The following is a 17,641-nucleotide window of genomic DNA, read 5'->3' as shown; positions in this document are numbered from 1 at the left end:
CGGTCCTCCTACTCCATAATTCCTGGCACTTTGATCTGTCCATCCTGGTGCTCAGGCGCATTCTTCAAAACCTCTTCACGCGGAAGGCCCTCTTTTGCACGGTCCTCACGCATGACATTCTTTATTTCAAGCACATGTGCAGTTGGTTCAACATTATCCGTATTCAGCTCATTCAACTGCTCAGCATATGTAATGATTTTATCCAGCTGGTCCGTCAGCATTTGCGCTTCCTTTTCTGTAATCGCCAATCTTGCCAGGTGTGCGACATGCTTCACCTGCTCCTCAGAAATCCTTGACATAAAAGCACCTCCATCGTAAATCGTCAGACAATAATAATAATGATCATAGCAAAGTTTTCCACGTTAAAGCAATACATGGCTTCCTGTTTGTACTATTTTAACATGAGAGGTTATTGATCGCAGAAAAGAATACATGTTTGCGGAATATTGTTAATATGTAAGTAACGGTATAAGTTTTACGAAACTGTAAAGCAATAAGGGGGGATTCGTATTCTTCATATCATTTTCGATTTCATCGGTGACTTATTTTCCAGTTTAGGGTACAGTCATTCCTTGAATACAAAAAAAATCGACCGGAATATAGACCGTTTGAATCAACATGAATGGTTTAGATGGATTTACAATGATGAAAAGTACCGGCGTTTATTTTTTGTGAACCGCCATGTCAGAGCGTATCTGCAAAGCTCCCTCCGTGTTAACAAAATGATTCGCGATTTAAATGCCCGTGAAAGGTTTTTTCGATTATTGGACAAACAACTGCAATAAGGGATGGAATTCAGCTCCACCCCTTTCACTTTGCTGGCAAATCCTAAGTGAAAACTTATTTAATATTACCTGCCGACGAATGCTCACTGATTCCCAGTGCCATTTTTAAATATTCCACAAATAGAGTGGATTGCTCTTTGATCTTCAAATCTTCCTTCGATAACATGGCATCCTCTACTGCCAATCCGTCTATAAAGGCAATGATCGAACGGGCAATGATTTCATGATCAAACCTTGTGCTGAATTCACCGCTTCTTTGTCCATGTTCAATAATTTGTGCATATAATTTCAAGCCATTATTGTATCGGGTTTTTCCATATGCTCTCCTGTGTTCATCATTTCTTCCTATTATAAAATACTCCAGTTTTGCCGGCGCCAAAGGATCCATTTCATCATCTGGCCTCCCATCCTCGCCAAAGATGGTTTTCATGAGCATATCCCAATAAGAAGTTGCATTTTCTTTAACCATATCCAACGCATCATCCAATTCGCCTGCTAATAATTCTCCCATAATCGCTTCGAACACAGCTTCTTTACTTGCAAAATATTGATACAATCCGCCTCTGCTGACATTCGCAGCGTCCATTATGTGCTTCATCGTGGCCCGCTCATATCCATATTCAATGAAGACTTCCTCTGCCGCCTTCAAAATTTCAGCTCGACGCTGCTCCATGTGTTCCTGACTGACTTTCGGAGACATTTACTCTCCCCCGTTCTATTTTACTTTTAAAAATCAAACCAACTATCGAGACCGCAACCAACAATAATCCAGTGATGATGAATGTCGGGATGACTCCCAGTACTGTGGCAAGCAATCCTCCGGCCAATGGCCCGATGATCGTCGCAGTAGTCGTTACGCTGTTCAAAACACCGAATACTCTGCCTGTCATGTGAACAGGAGTGTCGGTTTGGACTGCTGCCTGAAATGGGATGAACACCAACCCGACAGAAAAACCGCCAAACAATCCAAGAATAGGTCCCCATAGCATTGGCAACTCTAAATCAAATACTGTCAATACAGCCATCATACTAAAACTGAGCCCAATCCCACAAACTCCAATGAACATCAAAATCAGGGCATTGTAATCTGTTTTCTTAGCCAACAGCATTCCGGTAAAGAACATTCCGAGTCCTGAAGCTGTAACAATATAACCAAAGAGATCCGGTGAAACATTCGGCAGTTCCCTGAGCAATACGATGATTTGGGAGTCTGAAAGCTGTAAAATCAACAAGCTTACCCCTAACACCAAAACCCCCACGATTAAAAACCGATTTCCTTTAATAAACCTGATTCCTTCCAAGAAATCCTCTTTAAACGAAGCTTCCTTCGGTTCCTCCGAACCATCCTTTATTGGCACCACTGCCTTTGGCAATGCAAGAAGCAGAAGGGCTGAGAGGACAAAAGTACCAGAGTCGATAAAGAACACCAGCCGGGTGCCAAAAGCTGAGACTAACATTCCGCTCAACAATGGACCGAGCACCTTCGTTCCTGAATCAATCATCGAGGTAATGGACATTGCGCTTTTCATATTTTCCTGATTTATAAGCTCCTTAAGCTTACCGTTCTTTGCCGGGACAAATATAGCTGAAAGCATTCCGATCATGAATAAGCAAATGTAAACAGTCCATAAAGAATTGGCAAAAGCAAGAATCAGAATAAGTCCTGCTCTCACTAAGTCTGAAACAATCATTAATGCTTTTCTATTAAACCTGTCAGCAATCGTTCCGGTAAAAGGTCCAAGCAGAGCCATTGGCACCGCCAAACAAAGGATAATCATGGACACCTCCATTGGAGATGCCTCCCACTTCAATCCAACCATCGTTATGATCGCAATGACGCTCAACCAGTCACCAACACTTGATATTAACTGCGCTAGCATTAAGGTAATAAACCCTTTATTCTTTAAAAGACCATTCATCCTCATCCCTCCATTTTTAAAACGACAACAATGTCGTTTTTCTTAATCTTATTATAACGACACTAATGTCGTTTTTCAACCACCTTTATAAAATTTGGGTTTTTTTAAAAGTAATTGAAATGGAGGCAAAAAAAAGAGGCAACCTAAAAGGCTGCTCCCTCGTCTCTATTTCCCAAATAACTTCCCAAACCCAGAAAGGAAACCCTTTTTCTTGTTGGCTTGAGCCGTCTGGATCACAGGTTTCTTTTTTCCAAGATAAATCTCCTCTTTATCAATCGCATGGTGATGAGCTAAAACAAGCCCAAGTTCAGAATCATAATCCTTATTGGTGACGATCGTAAACTCGATGCCCCGTTTTTCAGCCGCTTTGATGTATTCAGATAAATAAGGATATGATATATTGCCATTTAAAAAGAGATGGGCTTTTCTGTTTTCATCCATAAGCTGCTCGACCTCAGGTTCAACGCCCTTTCTCATTACCTCCCCCTGGGTAAGTGCGATGACGACCCGCTCCCTTATTGTTGTAAGGAATCTCCTTCTTTCATCAGGTTTGGTCTGCTTTGCCCCATGAATTCCCTGCTGTAAGTAATCATCCACATTGCTTTTGCTCAACCGATTCACCTCCACCATATCGCAGCAATTCTTTCCTATTACTAACTACTTCAATTTTACCCTTCCAAAGTCCTTTTGAGCTAAGTCTCTGCTTATGCCTCCATGACGGACACAAACTCCACTTTCCCTCTATTTTCTGTCCGTCATGACCTTGATGACGGACACAAATCACGCTTTTCCCTCAGTTTCTGTCCGTCATGACCTTGATGACGGACGCAAATCACGCTTTTCCTTCAGTTTCTGTCCGTCATGAACAATACGAAAATGACTTTCATTAATAATATGTATGTTCCCGCCCAAATGTCTGTGCTAGTTTAAGGTTAACCTATTTCACGCAAAAAAAACCTCCTCTTCGGACCGAAGAGAAGGACACAAATAGGAGAATGCAAGGTGAAACATTATGGTGAATCCCCGCCTGAGTTGGAGGGCTCAGGCGAGGAGAAAACCCGTAACAATGATCAAGAAGTAGTAAACTGGGCTTCTTCCGTAGAACCTTTTAACGCAGTCGTTGAAGAAGTTCCTCCGGAAATGACCATTGATACATCATCGAAATATCCAGTTCCGACTTCGCGCTGGTGTCTTGTTGCTGTGTAGCCATATTGTTCGCTATCGAACTCAGCTTGCTGCAGTTCGGAGTATGCAGCCATGCCGCGCTCTTTGTAGCCGCGGGCCAATTCGAACATGCTGTGGTTCAATGCATGGAAACCTGCAAGTGTAACGAACTGGAACTTGTAACCCATCTTGCCAAGCTCGACCTGGAACTTCGCGATTGTCTCGTCATCCAGCTTCTTTTTCCAGTTGAATGATGGTGAGCAGTTGTAAGCAAGCAGTTTGCCTGGATACTTAGCATGAATCGCTTCTGCAAAGCGGCGAGCTTCGTCCAGATCAGGCTCGGATGTTTCACACCAAACGAGGTCAGCATATGGAGCATACGCAAGACCGCGGGCGATTGCCTGGTCAAGACCAGCCTTCACGCGGAAGAATCCTTCTGGCGTCCTGTCACCTGTTATGAATGGAGCATCATATGGATCCACATCGCTTGTGATCAAATCTGCCGCGTTTGCGTCAGTACGTGCAACAATCAGTGTTGGCGTGCCCATAACGTCAGCTGCAAGTCGGGCAGCGATCAGGTTACGGACTGCTGTCTGTGTCGGAAGCAATACCTTTCCGCCAAGGTGTCCGCATTTCTTTTCAGAAGAAAGCTGGTCCTCAAAGTGAACGCCTGCTGCGCCAGCTTCGATCATGCCTTTCATCAATTCGAATACATTCAGCTGTCCGCCAAAACCTGCTTCTGCATCCGCCACGATTGGTGCGAACCAGTCGATGGAATCGTCTCCTTCTCCATGGGTGATCTGGTCAGCACGCTGCAGCGCCTGGTTGATGCGCTTAACAACAGCGGGAACGCTGTTGGCCGGATACAAGCTCTGGTCAGGGTACATGTTTCCGGAAAGGTTAGCGTCCGCTGCAACCTGCCAACCGCTCAAGTAGATTGCCTTAAGGCCTGCTTTTACCTGCTGGACAGCCTGGTTGCCAGTTAAAGCACCCAGAGCGTTGACGAAATCCTCTTCATGTACAAGCTTCCACAGCTTCTCCGCACCGCGGCGTGCCAGTGTATGTTCAATATCAATCGAACCGCGAAGCTTGATGACATCCTCCGCCGTATAAGTTCTTTCCACTCCAGCCCATCTGCTATCCATTTCCCAGCTTTCCTGCAATTGCTTTACACGATCTTGAGTCATTATTTGTTCCTCCTAATGTTTGTTTTTATATGAATCTATCAATCTATTAAGCTAAAGCCTGATAGCCAGGCAATGTTAAAAATTCAACGAATTCATCCTTTAAAATCAACTCATCGAACATTTCTGCAGCCTGCTCGAATTTCCCATTTTCAAATACCGCTTCGCCGACTTCCAGCTTGATTTTCTCAAGCTCCTCTTCCTTCAGCTCTTGGTACATTTCAACCGTCACTTTGCGGCCATCCTCCAGAACTCCTTTTGGATGGCGAATCCATTGCCATAGCTGAGCACGGGAGATTTCCGCTGTCGCCGCGTCCTCCATCAGATTATGGATTGGCGCTGCGCCCCGGCCATTCAGCCAGCTGGCCACGTACTGGATACCGACATTGATGTTCATGCGTACACCCGCTTCTGTTATAGTGCCTTCTGGTACAGCAAGCAGGTCAGGTGCATTAACCTCAACATCCTTTTGCTTACCGGAATCTATCTGGTTCGGTTCAGGCATTTCCTTGTTGAACGCCTCAAGTGCTACCGGTACCAGACCTGGATGTGCAACCCATGTGCCATCATGTCCGTCGCGGGCTTCACGTTCCTTATCCGCACGTACCTTTGCGAATGCTTCAGCATTTGCTTCCTCGTCATTTTTGATCGGGATTTGCGCCGCCATTCCGCCCATTGCCGGAGCCTTCCGTCGGTGGCAGGTCTGGATCGTCAGCAATGAGTAGGATCTCATGAATGGAACCGTCATTGTTACCTGTGAGCGATCCGGTAAAATTACATCATCCTGTGAACGGAGTTTTTTCAGATAGCTGAAAATATAATCCCAGCGCCCGCAGTTCAAGCCAGCGGAGTGTTCCTTCAGTTCATATAGAATCTCATTCATTTCGAATGATGCAAGAATTGTTTCAATCAAAACAGTTGCTTTAATCGTTCCCTGTGGAATGCCGAGATGATTCTGTGCATAAACGAACACATCGTTCCATAGGCGCGCTTCAAGGTGGCTCTCCATCTTAGGAAGGTAGAAGTATGGACCTGTGCCCTGCTCCACCAGCTTTTTCGCATTGTGGAAAAAGTACATCGCAAAATCGAATAATCCGCCGGAAATCGGCTTGCCATCGAGCAATACATGTTTTTCTTCTAGGTGCCAGCCTCTTGGGCGAACCATTAAAACAGCTGTTTTTTCATTCAGTTGATACTTCTTGCCATTCGCATTCTCAAAAGAGATCGTCCTGTTAACGGCGTCCCTTAAATTGATCTGCCCTTCAACGATCGCTTCCCATGTCGGTGAAGTTGAATCCTCACAGTCTGCCATGAAAATCTTCGCCCCGGAATTGAGCGCATTGATGACCATCTTCCTGTCTGTCGGACCTGTGATCTCGACTCTGCGATCCTGCAGGTCTTTCGGAAGCGGTCCAATAGTCCACTCACTTTCACGAATGTGCTTCGTCTCCGGCAAAAAGTCCGGTAGCTTGCCTTCGTTGATTTCCTCCTGGCGCTTTTCACGGGCCGCCAGCAATTCTACCCGACGCTCCCCAAAATGCCTTTCAAGCCTCTCTACAAAATCAAGAGCCTCTGGTGTCAAAATTTCTTCGTATCCTTTTTTCATGCTGCCTACGATTTCAATTCCAGTAGTTTGTGTCGACATTTACTGCCTTCACCCCTTTGTTATAGTACAGTATCAATAACTCTAATATGTATTATATAACAGAGTATTTAGATTGCAACTATTTTGTTAAATTTTTCTGAAAAATTTTTAAAATGGGCCAATAGACCCTTAATCCATAAATAAGTTGACGATGCAATTATGCTTATGAAACGTGCAATTATGAAGTTCGAACGTGCAATTCCTCCTCATTTCGGCGCAATTATAAACTGGAACGGTGCAAATCCTATTGTTTACCGAGCAATTAAAGCTTTGAAATGGCAGACAGCAGAACAAAAAGCGTAAGCGCCTCGTTCAGCCCCGACAAGCGCTGGAGGGCCGACCGGTGAAGTCGTTCTTTGACTTCATTGGGCGGACCGAAGCGACTCGAGGGGCTAGGCGCTGAAGCTGGATTTAGACCACTACATATAGTTATCCGCAACTAAATAATTTTATAATTTCTTAAACAACAAAAAATCCCCTGATCACAGGGGATTTTCAGCATTCTTTTTCAGTAAGAATTTTATATAGAAAAATGTGAGTGCCGGTACGACTAAATTAGGCAGCAGGAATTGTATGAAGAAGGATAGTGTATCTGAGAGGTAGTGTGCTTTGTCTACTTGTGGAATCAGGATTTGTTCGCCTAGGGGTCCTTTTGAGAAAACGGAGTTAAAAACAAAGTTCCATCCTAAGTGCAGACCGATTGGAAGCATCATCGATTTTGTTTTTTCAAACGCGTATGCCCAAACCAATCCAGAAATGGACGTCATCAGAAATACAACAAGCATTAAAACAACATTTCCAAGTACTCCAAAAGAAAACCAGTGGTAAATGCCAAAAGCAATTGCGGATAATAAAATCCCTGTCCTCGCTCCCCATTTTCGGATAGCGATATAGAGAAGTGCTCCTCTAAAAATCAATTCCTCAAAGATGACAGATTTAACATTCCACCATAAGAAGTTCAATGTGCCAAAGACAGATAGATTTTCATTCAGTTTCCAGTCCGTATTTGTTAAGGAAGAATAGACCAGTTGAATTACTGTACAAAGTAATGCGGTAAAAATGAAACCAAGAGCAAATTGAGACATCCTTAATTTTGTAGGGATGATTCCTAATACATTTAGGTTTTCCCTGTAGAGAACACGAAGTAAAATCCACGATATTATGAGCTGTACTACTATTCCAAGCAAAGCATCAACTCCATTTCAGGGTAATTTTACCTAAGTATAACAAAGGACGAGCTTGTACATTCCCTATAAGATGAAAAAATCCCCCTCTCAAAACGAGAAGGGGATTCCATTTCTGTATTAGTACATTTCAGAAGTAGTCTTCGCTTGCATGTGCAGAAGCAGATAGTCTGGTCCGCCAGCTTTTGAATCTGTTCCTGACATGTTGAAGCCGCCGAATGGCTGGTAACCTACGATTGCGCCTGTGCAGCCGCGGTTGAAGTAAAGGTTTCCGACATGGAAATCCTCACGAGCCTTCTGGATGTTTTCACGGTTGCGCGTGATCACAGCTCCAGTCAAACCATATTCAGTGTTGTTCGCGATTTCAAGCGCATGGTCGAAATCCTTCGCTTTTGCGAATGCAACAACCGGTCCGAAGATTTCTTCCTGCATGATGCGAGCTTTTGGATCCACATCAGCAAATACTGTTGGCTTGATGAAGTAGCCTTTTGAGCTGTCTCCTTCGCCGCCAGTCATCAAACGGCCTTCTTCCTTGCCGATTTCGATGTAGCTCATGATCTTGTCGAACGCACCCTGGTCATTTACAGGACCCATGAATGTGCTTTGATCTGTAGGATCATCAAGCTTAAGCTCATTTGTTAGCTCAACAACGCGGTTAAGAACCTGGTCATATACATCCTCAACGATTACAGCACGTGAACATGCAGAACATTTTTGTCCTGAGAAGCCGAATGCAGAAGCCGTGATCGCTTGAGCAGCTAATTCAAGATCCGCATCTTTGTCAACAACCATCGTATCTTTTCCGCCCATTTCAGCGATGACGCGCTTAAGCCAGATTTGGCCTTCGCTCAATTTAGAAGCGCGCTCGTAAATACGCAGACCCACATCACGTGAACCTGTGAAGCTTACGAAGCGAGTGTCTTTGTGGTCAACAAGGTAGTCGCCCACTTCAGCGCCGCTTCCTGGTACGAAGTTAAGGACACCTGCAGGAAGACCTGCTTCTTCCATCACTTCAACAAACTTAGCCGCAACTACTGGAGTTGTAGAAGCTGGCTTTAATAGAACTGTGTTACCAGCAACGATCGCTGCTACAGTTGTACCAGCCATGATCGCCAATGGGAAGTTCCATGGTGAAATAACGATTCCCACTCCAAGAGGAATGTAATCATAACGGTTATATTCATTTGGACGGCTCTCTACTGGCATACCGTCTTTGATTTTGAGCATTTGGCGAGCATAGTACTCAAGGAAGTCGATTGCTTCTGCTGTATCAGCATCAGCCTCATTCCATGGCTTACCAGCTTCTTTTGTTAAAAGCGCTGAAAATTCATGCTTGCGGCGGCGAATGATTGCAGCAGCCTTGAATAATACATCTGCACGTGTTTCAGGCTTTACTTTTCTCCAAGTCTTGAACGCTTCAACAGCAGCCTGCATCGCTTTTTCAGCAAGATCGCGGTTTGCTTTTGATACGCGTCCAATAACTTCTTCTTTATTGGATGGGTTGTAAGATACAATCTTGTCTTCAGTCGAGATTCTCTCTCCGCCAATCACCAAGTCATAATCCTGGCCAAGATAACCTTCTACAGTTTTCAATCCTGTAAGGTATCCTTCACGGTGTACCTCATCTTTAAAATTCGTGAAAGGCTCGTGTTTGTATGGCTGAACCATTCTATCCCCTCCTATGTATTAAAACGTTTTCATTCCTTTCCCATTCTATCATGAGAGTCTCACAGTGTTCAATGACAACGTACTAGCAAGTATTGTATTGGGAATTTTCTTGATATTTATTATGCCAATATTGTAATTCAATCGTATTTTGTTCTTTCTATCGTGTTAGTCGAATTAATTCCAGATGTGGTCGAATTAATTCCAGATGTGGTCGAATTAATCTCATTTTCGCCAATAAAATCTAAAAGCGTACCACTCAGAACCACTTTCACACTCTTTTTGGAAGGTTATTTCAATTAATCTCGCGAATATTTATCTATCATTCAAAAAGGGGGCTATTACGTATGAAAAAACGTCATGAAGTGTTGTTCAATCAACTGGAATCTTATCGCAGCTATATCTTAGGTGTGGCAGATACAGTTTCTGAAGTAGATGCAGAGAAAGTACCTGCTGGATTCAATAATAATATTCGCTGGAACCTTGGGCATATTTATCTTGATCAATATCTCTGGATCCAGGCAGTGACAAAAGAGCCAGCAGATGTCCCGGAAGAGTTCAACTCCTGGTTTGGCTACGGCACCTCTCCGGCCAATTTTACCGAAGAGACACCTTCCGTGAATGAGTTAAAAGAATTGCTTAAAATCCAGCCTGCGAGAATAAAAGATTTGTATGGCGGACGCCTTGAAGAAGAATTCGCTCCAACCGAAATGGGCATGCACACAATCGAGCAAGTCCTGGTGCGGACGATTTTCCATGAAGGCATGCATTTGCAGACAATCCTTGATATTAAAAAGTGTATATAAAAAAGCAAAGAGCCACGGCTCTTTGCTTTTTTCAATTCTCTAATTCAACTTTTCAGCGACCTCGCTTTCGACTTCTTTAATCAATTTTTTGATATGATTGGATGGGTAATCAAGGGCTTTTAGCTCTGCAAAGTAAGGAAACATTTCTTTAATGTCATCGGCGTAAAAGCTTCCATCCCTGGGTAAAGTGTGACTGATCACCTTGGAGGCTCCTTCGCTTCGATCGATCTTTAACACCATTGGCACTGACATCCCGGAACCTTGCTCAACTTCCTCACCTTCTTTGTAGTACTCCTCTATCAATGCCCATAAGTAAATTTCACCCTTCTCTTCATTGGTGGCGAGTATTTCATAAGCACTGAAAATTTCACCGCCAAAATTCGGGCTCATCACTTCTTGACTTATGTATCTTTCAATTTCCTGTTCATCTTCTTCTGTCACTGTTGAGTTTAATGAACAGCCTGCCAGCAACAAAAACACAATTATTACATGGAAGATAATGCGCCTCATTCTACCTCTCCCTCCTGTTTATCGAACTTTTTTCTTTCAAAATTACAGCCCTCACCTAATTCCGATAGGTAACATCGCGATTGGACCGGCTACTATCCCGAGTAGGATGGAATCGTTCGGTTATTTGTCCAGTCACCCATTGAAAAAGATAAATAAAGGTTGATATTCCAAAGGCCTACAACATAGCCGTCTTCAAAACATATTTCCATTTTTCTTTTTGACTTACACTGCTTTGAACAGCCACTTTTCCACCTCTACTAGTTAGAATTATCAGAATATATACGATGATAATCAAGCTTTGGATTCACCTTTTAACAAAAAAAAAAAGCAAAGAGCACCTCGGCCCTTTGCTTCTAGTTACTGATAAATATGCACAAATGGTTCATCCTGATCCGGTTTCTTGACGATCAAGGCTTCTTGTCCCAGGACAGAGGATACGCTGACCTGTACGGACATATAGTTAGGGAAATGCTCCATGACCAGTCCGGTTACATACTGGGTGAATCCAATGGCTTCGGCTTCGCCATAAAACTGGATAGGAATCTCTATATTCAATTCCTGTAGCTGGCCATCCAGGTAAAAGCCTTTGCCGATGACGCCGTTAAAGTTAGGGAAATATTCCTCAACATCCTGCTTGAAGTTCTGGAAGAATGTCAGGTCATCCCTGTGTTCCTTCTCAGCCTCGGCGGATGGGAACAGAATGTATTTTTCTTTTACATCTTTCCAGCTGCCTATATTATTGCTGCCCTGTGAAACTTCTGCATAACTGAAAAAGTTTCCTGGGACAACAGAAGATCGACTTTCCTGTTCGAACAATCCGATTGTAATCGGTACATTTTTCAACTCATCGATCCCTCTTAGCCTGTTGACAACTTCCTGGGCGATTTTCTTCCCTTCCGCTTCAAGAACTTTACGCGAAATGTTTTTTTCAAACACTGCTCCATAAGCTTCCTCACGGTAATAATGGACGGAATTCAGCGCGAGCCCGATTGCGATTCCGCCAAGCTGGTACGTATCTTTTTCGCCAGATTGGACGAGATAATTATGCTCAAGAATATGGGCAAGGTAAATGGGATTCTTTTTATTCCGTTCGTGGACATCCCCCTTGCCAGGATCGGCAGGATTCAGGCCCAGGTTTTTCACTATCACCTTTTTGTTGCTTTTTTCTGCTTTAGCCTTAGCCTGCAATTCTTTTTCCTTTGCTTCGACCTGCGCCGGGGTCATTTCACGTTCCAGCCATGATGCAACGGTGCTGCCATCAAGATACTGGCCTTCCTTGAAAACGTACTTGTCTGTGGAAAATGTATTTTGCGCAATTCGCATCAGACCAGTCTCAAATTCAGTAATGTCATAGCGCGTATTCAGATTGTTGACGACCATGCCGCGAGCTTCCCCTGGCTCGAACGGCATGATGGTACGGTAATATTTGTCCGAAATTTTGTATTTCGGAATAATCGCTTTTTCTTTTGTGTCATCATCCTTCTCCTGGACGACCTCTTCCTGCTTTTGAAAATTAGGGGCACAGGCCGTCAGCAAAAGGACAAGAGATAGAGCGACCACTGAGAGCTTCCTCATGGCGTGTACACCTCTTATTTATTTAATTCTTCAAGCATTCTCTCCTCATTCCACACTTCAATCCCAAGGCTTTCTGCTTTTGTCAACTTCGAACCTGCATCTTCACCGGCAATGACTAAATCGGTTTTCTTGCTGACGCTCCCGGCTACATTGCCGCCGAGCGCCTCGATTTTTTCTTTTGCTTCATTTCGGCCCATTTGCTCAAGCTTCCCGGTTAACACAATTGTTTTACCTGCAAAAAATGAATCTGATTCCTCTGCTGTAACCTTCTTGGGTCCTTTGTATTCCATATTGACGCCAACAGCCTTCAGCTCGGATACCAGTTCCTTGACTTCATCGTTGTCAAAATAAGTGACGATGGAATCGGCCATTTTATCGCCGATTTCATTGATGGCTGTCAGTTCATCCTTCGATGCCTGCATCAATTTATCCATCGTATCAAATTCCTGCGCCAGTGTCTTCGCGGCTTTTGCTCCTACAAGACGGATACCAAGACCGAACAATAGCTTTTCTAATGAATTATCCTTCGTCGCTTCAATCGCTGACAGCAAATTATTGACGGATTTCTCGCCCATTCGCTCAAGAGCCAGCAGCTGCTCGCGCGTCAGCTTGTAAATATCGGCAACATCTTTGATCAATTCTTCGGCAAACAGCTGGCTTACCACTCTTTCACCGAGACCGTCAATGTTCATCGCATCGCGGGAAACAAAGTGGATCAAGCCCTCCCTGATCTGTGCCGGGCATTTCGGATTGATACAGCGAAGTGCTACTTCTCCTTCAATCCTGACAAGCTCGCTGTCACATTCAGGGCACTCAGTAGGCATATGGAATTCAACTTCATCGCCCGTCCGCTGCTCGGCAAGGACATTGACGACTTCCGGAATAATATCTCCCGCTTTTTTGATGACGACTTTGTCACCGATTTTAATATCTTTTTCACGGATCAAGTCTTCATTGTGCAAGGAGGCGCGGCCAACCGTCGTGCCTGCTACCTGTACGGGTTCAAGGATGGCAGTTGGCGTGACAACGCCAGTACGGCCTACACTTAGCTCAATGTCCTTCAAAGTTGTCACGACTTCTTCAGCAGGGAACTTATAGGCAATTGCCCAGCGCGGGCTTTTTGCCGTCGTACCAAGCTCGGCCTGCTGATCAAGTGAATCTACCTTGATGACGATTCCATCAATATCATACGGAAGATCAGGACGCTTTTCGACCCAGCTGTTCACATATTCAATGACACCTTCAATGCCGTCAACTTTCCGTCGTTCTTTATTCGCTTTGAAACCCAGCTTCTCCAGATAATCAAGTCCCTCGCTATGTGCGCGGATGCCTGTATCACCGACATTTGCGATTCCATAAAGGAACACATCGAGATTCCTTGACGCGGCAATCTTCGGGTCAAGCTGGCGAAGGGAGCCCGCAGCCGCATTACGCGGGTTGGCAAATGGCTCTTCTTCGCGCTCTTTCCTTGCTTTGTTCAATGCTTCGAAGGATTTCTTCGGCATGAACGCCTCACCGCGTACTTCCAGTGAAACTGGTTCATTAAGCCGTATTGGCAAAGAACGGATCGTCTTCAGATTAGACGTAATATCCTCCCCAGTCGTTCCATCACCGCGGGTCGCCCCGCGTACGAGCAGGCCGTCCTCATAAATGAGCGAGACTGCCAGACCATCAATCTTCAGCTCGCAAACATACGCAACATTGTCGCCGACACCCTGGCGGACACGGCGGTCAAAGTCGCGCAGGTCCTGCTCATCGAAGGCATTGCCAAGACTCAGCATCGGAATTGCATGCTGCACCTTGTTGAACATCGTTAAAATCTCGCCGCCAACACGCTGAGTAGGAGAATCAGGAGTCTGCAGGTCCGGGAATTGCTCTTCGATTTCAATAAGTTCCCTCAAAAGCCTGTCGTATTCCGCATCGGGAACCGACGGCTGGTCAAGAACATAGTACTCATAAGCATATTGATTAAGCAGATTTTGCAAATCCTTGGCTTTTTTCTCAGCGCTCTGAAAACCCATAAACCCAGCCCTTTCATAACCGAAAAGCGCAAGCGCCTTGATCAGCACCGACAAGCGACTCGAGCTGCTCAAAGCTAACGCTTCTCGCAAGGTCCTCGGGGTGCACTCACAGGGATGATATTAAGGCTAGGCACTTGAGCCAGACAGTAATTTAATTGTAAGAATGAAATACTTTACGCTTTTGTAATCGGTGCGAACTTAGCTAGCAATCGCTTAATGCCTGTTGGACTTGGGAACGCGATATCCAGCTCTGTTCCTTCTCCTGAGCCTTTAACGCTGACAACCGTCCCTGTTCCCCACTTGCCATGCTGGGCTTTGTCGCCGACCTTCCAATCAATGCCTTCGCCGCCGCTTGCAGCTGCGACAGGACGGGAGACAGCTCCGCGAGTTGGCATCGATGGTCTTGATGCAGTGGCTGGTCTGCCACCGCTAGTTCCTGGTCTGCCGCCGCTGGCTGGTGCAGGCCTTCTTACTTTTGGTACAGCGTCCTCAACCAAATCAGCCGGGATTTCCTTAATGAACCGTGATTCCGGGTTCATGTTCGTACGGCCGAAAAGGGTACGCATCTGGGCATTCGTGATGAACAATTCTTCTTCGGCACGAGTGATTCCCACGTAGGCAAGACGGCGTTCCTCCTCCATCTCATCCTCTTCCATCAAGGAGCGGCTGTGCGGGAATACTCCCTCTTCCATTCCAATCAAGAAAACAACCGGGAACTCAAGTCCCTTAGCTGAGTGTAATGTCATCAATGTGACGAAGTCAGTTTTCTTCTCGCCATCATCATCCAGGCGATCAATATCAGCGACAAGTGCCAAATCCGTCAGGAAAGCCACCAGGCTCTTATCTTCACTGCTTTCTTCAAAGCTTTTTGTTACTGTTAAAAATTCATCTATGTTTTCAAGTCGGCTCTGTGACTCCAGCGATTTTTCCGCCTTCAGCATGTCACGGTAGCCTGTCTTATCCAGGACTTCCTCAACCAGCTCGGTCACTGACAGATATTCCTGCTGGTGCGTGTAATTGCTGACCAGGTTGCGGAATTCTGCCGCAGCTTTTTCCGCTTTTGGGCTCAGTCCGATCATTTCAATCGTCTCCAAGGCCTGGAACATCGATAGGTCATGCATTGTAGCGAAGTTGGCGATTTTATCGATAGAAGTCGATCCAATCGCGCGCTTCGGAACATTGATGATTCTCTGCAAACTGATATCATCATCAGGATTCGAAATCAAGCGGAGATACGCAAGGATATCCTTGATTTCCTTCCTGTCATAGAACTTGATGCCGCCGACGATTGAGTAATCAATGTTCGACTTCAAGAAAGATTCCTCAATCACACGGGACTGAGCGTTCGTGCGGTAAAGAATCGCGATATCAGATAGCTTGCGGCCATTGCGAATCTGCTCCTGAATTTTCCCAATGACGAACTGCGCCTCACCCTGCTCGCTGTCCGCGCGATAGTACATGATTTTGTTGCCCTCTGCATTTTCCGTCCAAAGATTCTTCGGCTTGCGGTTCATATTGTTCTGGATGACCATATTCGCAGCCAGCAAAATCTTCTTCGTCGAGCGGTAGTTCTGCTCAAGCAAAATCACGCTTGCCCTTGGGTAGTCCTTTTCAAATGAAAGGATGTTCGTGATATCGGCACCGCGCCAGCGATAGATTGACTGATCCGAATCACCAACAACACAAAGGTTCTGGAATCTTTGCGCAAGCAATTTTACAAGCATGTATTGTGCCCTGTTCGTATCCTGGTACTCATCCACATGGATGTACTGGAACTTGCGCTGGTAATACTCCAGCACTTCCGGCACGCGGATGAACAGCGTAATCGTCGTCATGATCAGATCATCAAAATCAAGCGCATTATTTTTGCGCAGCCTGCGCTGATACTCCGTATACACATCGCTGACCTTCTGGGAAAAATAATCCCCCGCTGTCTTCGCATATTCCTCCGGCGTAATCAACTCGTTCTTCGCCGAGCTGATTGTTCCAAGGATCGCACGAGGATCATACTTTTTCGGATCCATATTCTTGTCCTTCAAAATCGACTTGATGACTGATTGCTGGTCAGTCGAATCAAGGATTGTGAAGTTTCGGTTGTATCCGAGACGATCGATGTCCCTGCGCAAAATCCTTACGCACATCGAGTGGAACGTTGAAATCCAGATGTCATCCGCCGCGCCGCCCATCATTTTCTGAATCCTTTCGCGCATTTCGCGTGCTGCTTTATTCGTAAACGTAATCGCAAGGATGTTATAAGGGTTTATCCCTTTTTCCACCATTAAATACGCAATTCTATGTGTTAAAACTCTTGTTTTACCAGAGCCAGCGCCAGCCATTAAGAGCAGCGGTCCATCCACTGTCTTGACAGCCTTCTGCTGCTCCGGGTTCAAGCCATTCAGTAATTTATCCGTTAAATATTGCACACTCGTCACCACCATACAAACATTTGTTCTTATTTTATCCCATAAAACCCTTATATACAACTTCGTTATTTCTTTATTGCAACAACCGTCTTCAATGCCTCGTCAAGGTTGGTGTAAACAACATTTCCGACCACGATGACATCGGCATGCTTGGCCATTTCTTCAGCCTGCTGTGCCGTTTCGATTCCACCGCCGTAAAAAAGGACAGTCTTGTCGAGAACGCCTTTGGCTGCTTCAACATACTCAGGATTGCCGTATGTCCCGCTGTATTCTAGATAGAAAATCGGCAGGTTGAACATTTTTTCTGCCATCATTGCGTATGCCCGTACATCATCGATTGAAAGATCCGTCTTCGCATGAGTCAGCTTTGCCGCCTTGCAATCTGGATTCAGGATGCAATATCCTTCCATTTTCAGCTCGTCCCAATCCATCAGGTCACCATACTCCTTTACCGCTTCATGGTGCAGGCCAGTGATCCACTGTGGATTGCCGCTGTTCAATACCGTCGGGATAAAATAAAAATCGAATCCAGGCGTGATTGAATCAATCGTCGAAACCTCGAGAATGCATGGAACCGTATAACGACGGACCCGGGACATCAAATCAATGACTCCTTCTAGAGTGACACCATCTGTCCCGCCCACCATGATTGCGTCGGTTCCAGACTCGCATATTCTATCTAATTCTTCATCAGTTATCTCTTTATTTGGATCGAGTTTGAACACATGTCTCCACTCGCGAACATCGTACATCCCAGAAT

The 17,641-nt window shown here is 45.1% G+C and carries 14 protein-coding genes; 1 reads left to right on the top strand and 13 read right to left on the bottom strand.

What is annotated here, in order from left to right:
- Nucleotides 1-8 precede the first annotated feature (8 nt).
- The 8 genes from gatC to pruA all read right to left on the bottom strand — a co-directional run bounded on the left by gatC (nucleotide 9) and on the right by pruA (nucleotide 9,549).
- The gene (gene gatC, locus CD004_RS00445; protein ID WP_102260954.1) at nucleotides 9-299 is read right to left on the bottom strand and encodes an Asp-tRNA(Asn)/Glu-tRNA(Gln) amidotransferase subunit GatC; all 291 of its coding nucleotides are present in this window, start codon (nucleotides 297-299) and stop codon (nucleotides 9-11) included.
- 541 nt (nucleotides 300-840) lie between these two features.
- The gene (locus CD004_RS00435; protein WP_102260952.1) at nucleotides 841-1,485 is read right to left on the bottom strand and encodes a TetR/AcrR family transcriptional regulator; all 645 of its coding nucleotides are present in this window, start codon (nucleotides 1,483-1,485) and stop codon (nucleotides 841-843) included.
- The gene (locus CD004_RS00430) at nucleotides 1,439-2,704 is read right to left on the bottom strand and encodes an MFS transporter (protein ID WP_102260951.1); all 1,266 of its coding nucleotides are present in this window, start codon (nucleotides 2,702-2,704) and stop codon (nucleotides 1,439-1,441) included. The genes CD004_RS00435 and CD004_RS00430 overlap by 47 nt, the downstream gene beginning before the upstream one ends.
- A gap of 165 nt (nucleotides 2,705-2,869) precedes the next feature.
- On the bottom strand, nucleotides 2,870-3,325 hold the full coding sequence (locus tag CD004_RS00425; RefSeq protein ID WP_319005023.1) for a YueI family protein: 456 nt from the start codon (nucleotides 3,323-3,325) through the stop codon (nucleotides 2,870-2,872).
- A gap of 449 nt (nucleotides 3,326-3,774) precedes the next feature.
- Complete coding sequence (aceA, locus tag CD004_RS00420; protein ID WP_102260949.1) at nucleotides 3,775-5,055, bottom strand: isocitrate lyase; 1,281 nt, start codon at nucleotides 5,053-5,055, stop codon at nucleotides 3,775-3,777.
- A gap of 46 nt (nucleotides 5,056-5,101) precedes the next feature.
- Nucleotides 5,102-6,697 carry a malate synthase A gene (aceB, locus tag CD004_RS00415; protein ID WP_102260948.1) on the bottom strand — a complete coding sequence of 532 codons (1,596 nt, stop codon included), beginning with the start codon at nucleotides 6,695-6,697 and terminating at the stop codon, nucleotides 5,102-5,104.
- Between the two features lie 482 nt (nucleotides 6,698-7,179).
- Nucleotides 7,180-7,884: a CPBP family intramembrane glutamic endopeptidase gene (locus CD004_RS00410; RefSeq protein ID WP_102260947.1), complete on the bottom strand. Its 705-nt coding sequence runs from the start codon at nucleotides 7,882-7,884 to the stop codon at nucleotides 7,180-7,182.
- A gap of 117 nt (nucleotides 7,885-8,001) precedes the next feature.
- Nucleotides 8,002-9,549 (bottom strand): L-glutamate gamma-semialdehyde dehydrogenase, encoded by a 1,548-nt coding sequence (gene pruA / locus CD004_RS00405; protein ID WP_102260946.1) that lies wholly within the window; start codon nucleotides 9,547-9,549, stop codon nucleotides 8,002-8,004.
- Between the two features lie 344 nt (nucleotides 9,550-9,893).
- On the opposite strand from pruA, the gene CD004_RS00400 reads away from it, so the two are divergent.
- Nucleotides 9,894-10,352, top strand: coding sequence for a DinB family protein (locus CD004_RS00400; RefSeq protein ID WP_102260945.1), 459 nt, complete (start codon nucleotides 9,894-9,896; stop codon nucleotides 10,350-10,352).
- Nucleotides 10,353-10,391: 39 nt separating this feature from the next.
- Here CD004_RS00400 and CD004_RS00395 read toward each other — a convergent pair whose 3' ends face one another.
- From CD004_RS00395 to pcrB, 5 genes are all read right to left on the bottom strand, one after another.
- Nucleotides 10,392-10,862: a hypothetical protein gene (locus CD004_RS00395; protein WP_102260944.1), complete on the bottom strand. Its 471-nt coding sequence runs from the start codon at nucleotides 10,860-10,862 to the stop codon at nucleotides 10,392-10,394.
- A gap of 357 nt (nucleotides 10,863-11,219) precedes the next feature.
- Nucleotides 11,220-12,437, bottom strand: a complete 1,218-nt coding sequence (locus tag CD004_RS00390) for a CamS family sex pheromone protein (RefSeq protein WP_102260943.1) — start codon at nucleotides 12,435-12,437, stop codon at nucleotides 11,220-11,222.
- Nucleotides 12,438-12,451: 14 nt separating this feature from the next.
- Nucleotides 12,452-14,458 carry an NAD-dependent DNA ligase LigA gene (ligA, locus tag CD004_RS00385; RefSeq protein ID WP_102264938.1) on the bottom strand — a complete coding sequence of 669 codons (2,007 nt, stop codon included), beginning with the start codon at nucleotides 14,456-14,458 and terminating at the stop codon, nucleotides 12,452-12,454.
- 173 nt (nucleotides 14,459-14,631) lie between these two features.
- The gene (gene pcrA / locus CD004_RS00380; RefSeq protein WP_102260942.1) at nucleotides 14,632-16,881 is read right to left on the bottom strand and encodes a DNA helicase PcrA; all 2,250 of its coding nucleotides are present in this window, start codon (nucleotides 16,879-16,881) and stop codon (nucleotides 14,632-14,634) included.
- A gap of 65 nt (nucleotides 16,882-16,946) precedes the next feature.
- The gene (gene pcrB, locus CD004_RS00375; RefSeq protein WP_102260941.1) at nucleotides 16,947-17,633 is read right to left on the bottom strand and encodes a heptaprenylglyceryl phosphate synthase; all 687 of its coding nucleotides are present in this window, start codon (nucleotides 17,631-17,633) and stop codon (nucleotides 16,947-16,949) included.
- Nucleotides 17,634-17,641: the final 8 nt, after the last annotated feature.

The sequence above is a fragment of the Mesobacillus jeotgali genome (assembly GCF_002874535.1).
Taxonomy (GTDB): domain Bacteria; phylum Bacillota; class Bacilli; order Bacillales; family Cytobacillaceae; genus Mesobacillus; species Mesobacillus jeotgali.
Note: the sequence above shows the minus strand (reverse complement) of the source record. Positions and strands in the feature narration are given on the sequence as shown.

What these genes read in the sequence shown, in the direction of transcription:
- CD004_RS00390 (WP_102260943.1), bottom strand. Translation starts at nt 12,437, where the DNA reads ATGAGGAAGCTCTCAGTGGTCGCTCTATCTCTTGTCCTTTTGCTGACG.
- CD004_RS00430 (WP_102260951.1), bottom strand. Translation starts at nt 2,704, where the DNA reads ATGAATGGTCTTTTAAAGAATAAAGGGTTTATTACCTTAATGCTAGCG.
- ligA (WP_102264938.1), bottom strand. Translation starts at nt 14,458, where the DNA reads ATGGGTTTTCAGAGCGCTGAGAAAAAAGCCAAGGATTTGCAAAATCTG.
- CD004_RS00395 (WP_102260944.1), bottom strand. Translation starts at nt 10,862, where the DNA reads ATGAGGCGCATTATCTTCCATGTAATAATTGTGTTTTTGTTGCTGGCA.
- pcrB (WP_102260941.1), bottom strand. Translation starts at nt 17,633, where the DNA reads ATGTACGATGTTCGCGAGTGGAGACATGTGTTCAAACTCGATCCAAAT.
- CD004_RS00400 (WP_102260945.1), top strand. Translation starts at nt 9,894, where the DNA reads ATGAAAAAACGTCATGAAGTGTTGTTCAATCAACTGGAATCTTATCGC.
- aceB (WP_102260948.1), bottom strand. Translation starts at nt 6,697, where the DNA reads ATGTCGACACAAACTACTGGAATTGAAATCGTAGGCAGCATGAAAAAA.
- aceA (WP_102260949.1), bottom strand. Translation starts at nt 5,055, where the DNA reads ATGACTCAAGATCGTGTAAAGCAATTGCAGGAAAGCTGGGAAATGGAT.
- gatC (WP_102260954.1), bottom strand. Translation starts at nt 299, where the DNA reads ATGTCAAGGATTTCTGAGGAGCAGGTGAAGCATGTCGCACACCTGGCA.
- CD004_RS00435 (WP_102260952.1), bottom strand. Translation starts at nt 1,485, where the DNA reads ATGTCTCCGAAAGTCAGTCAGGAACACATGGAGCAGCGTCGAGCTGAA.
- pruA (WP_102260946.1), bottom strand. Translation starts at nt 9,549, where the DNA reads ATGGTTCAGCCATACAAACACGAGCCTTTCACGAATTTTAAAGATGAG.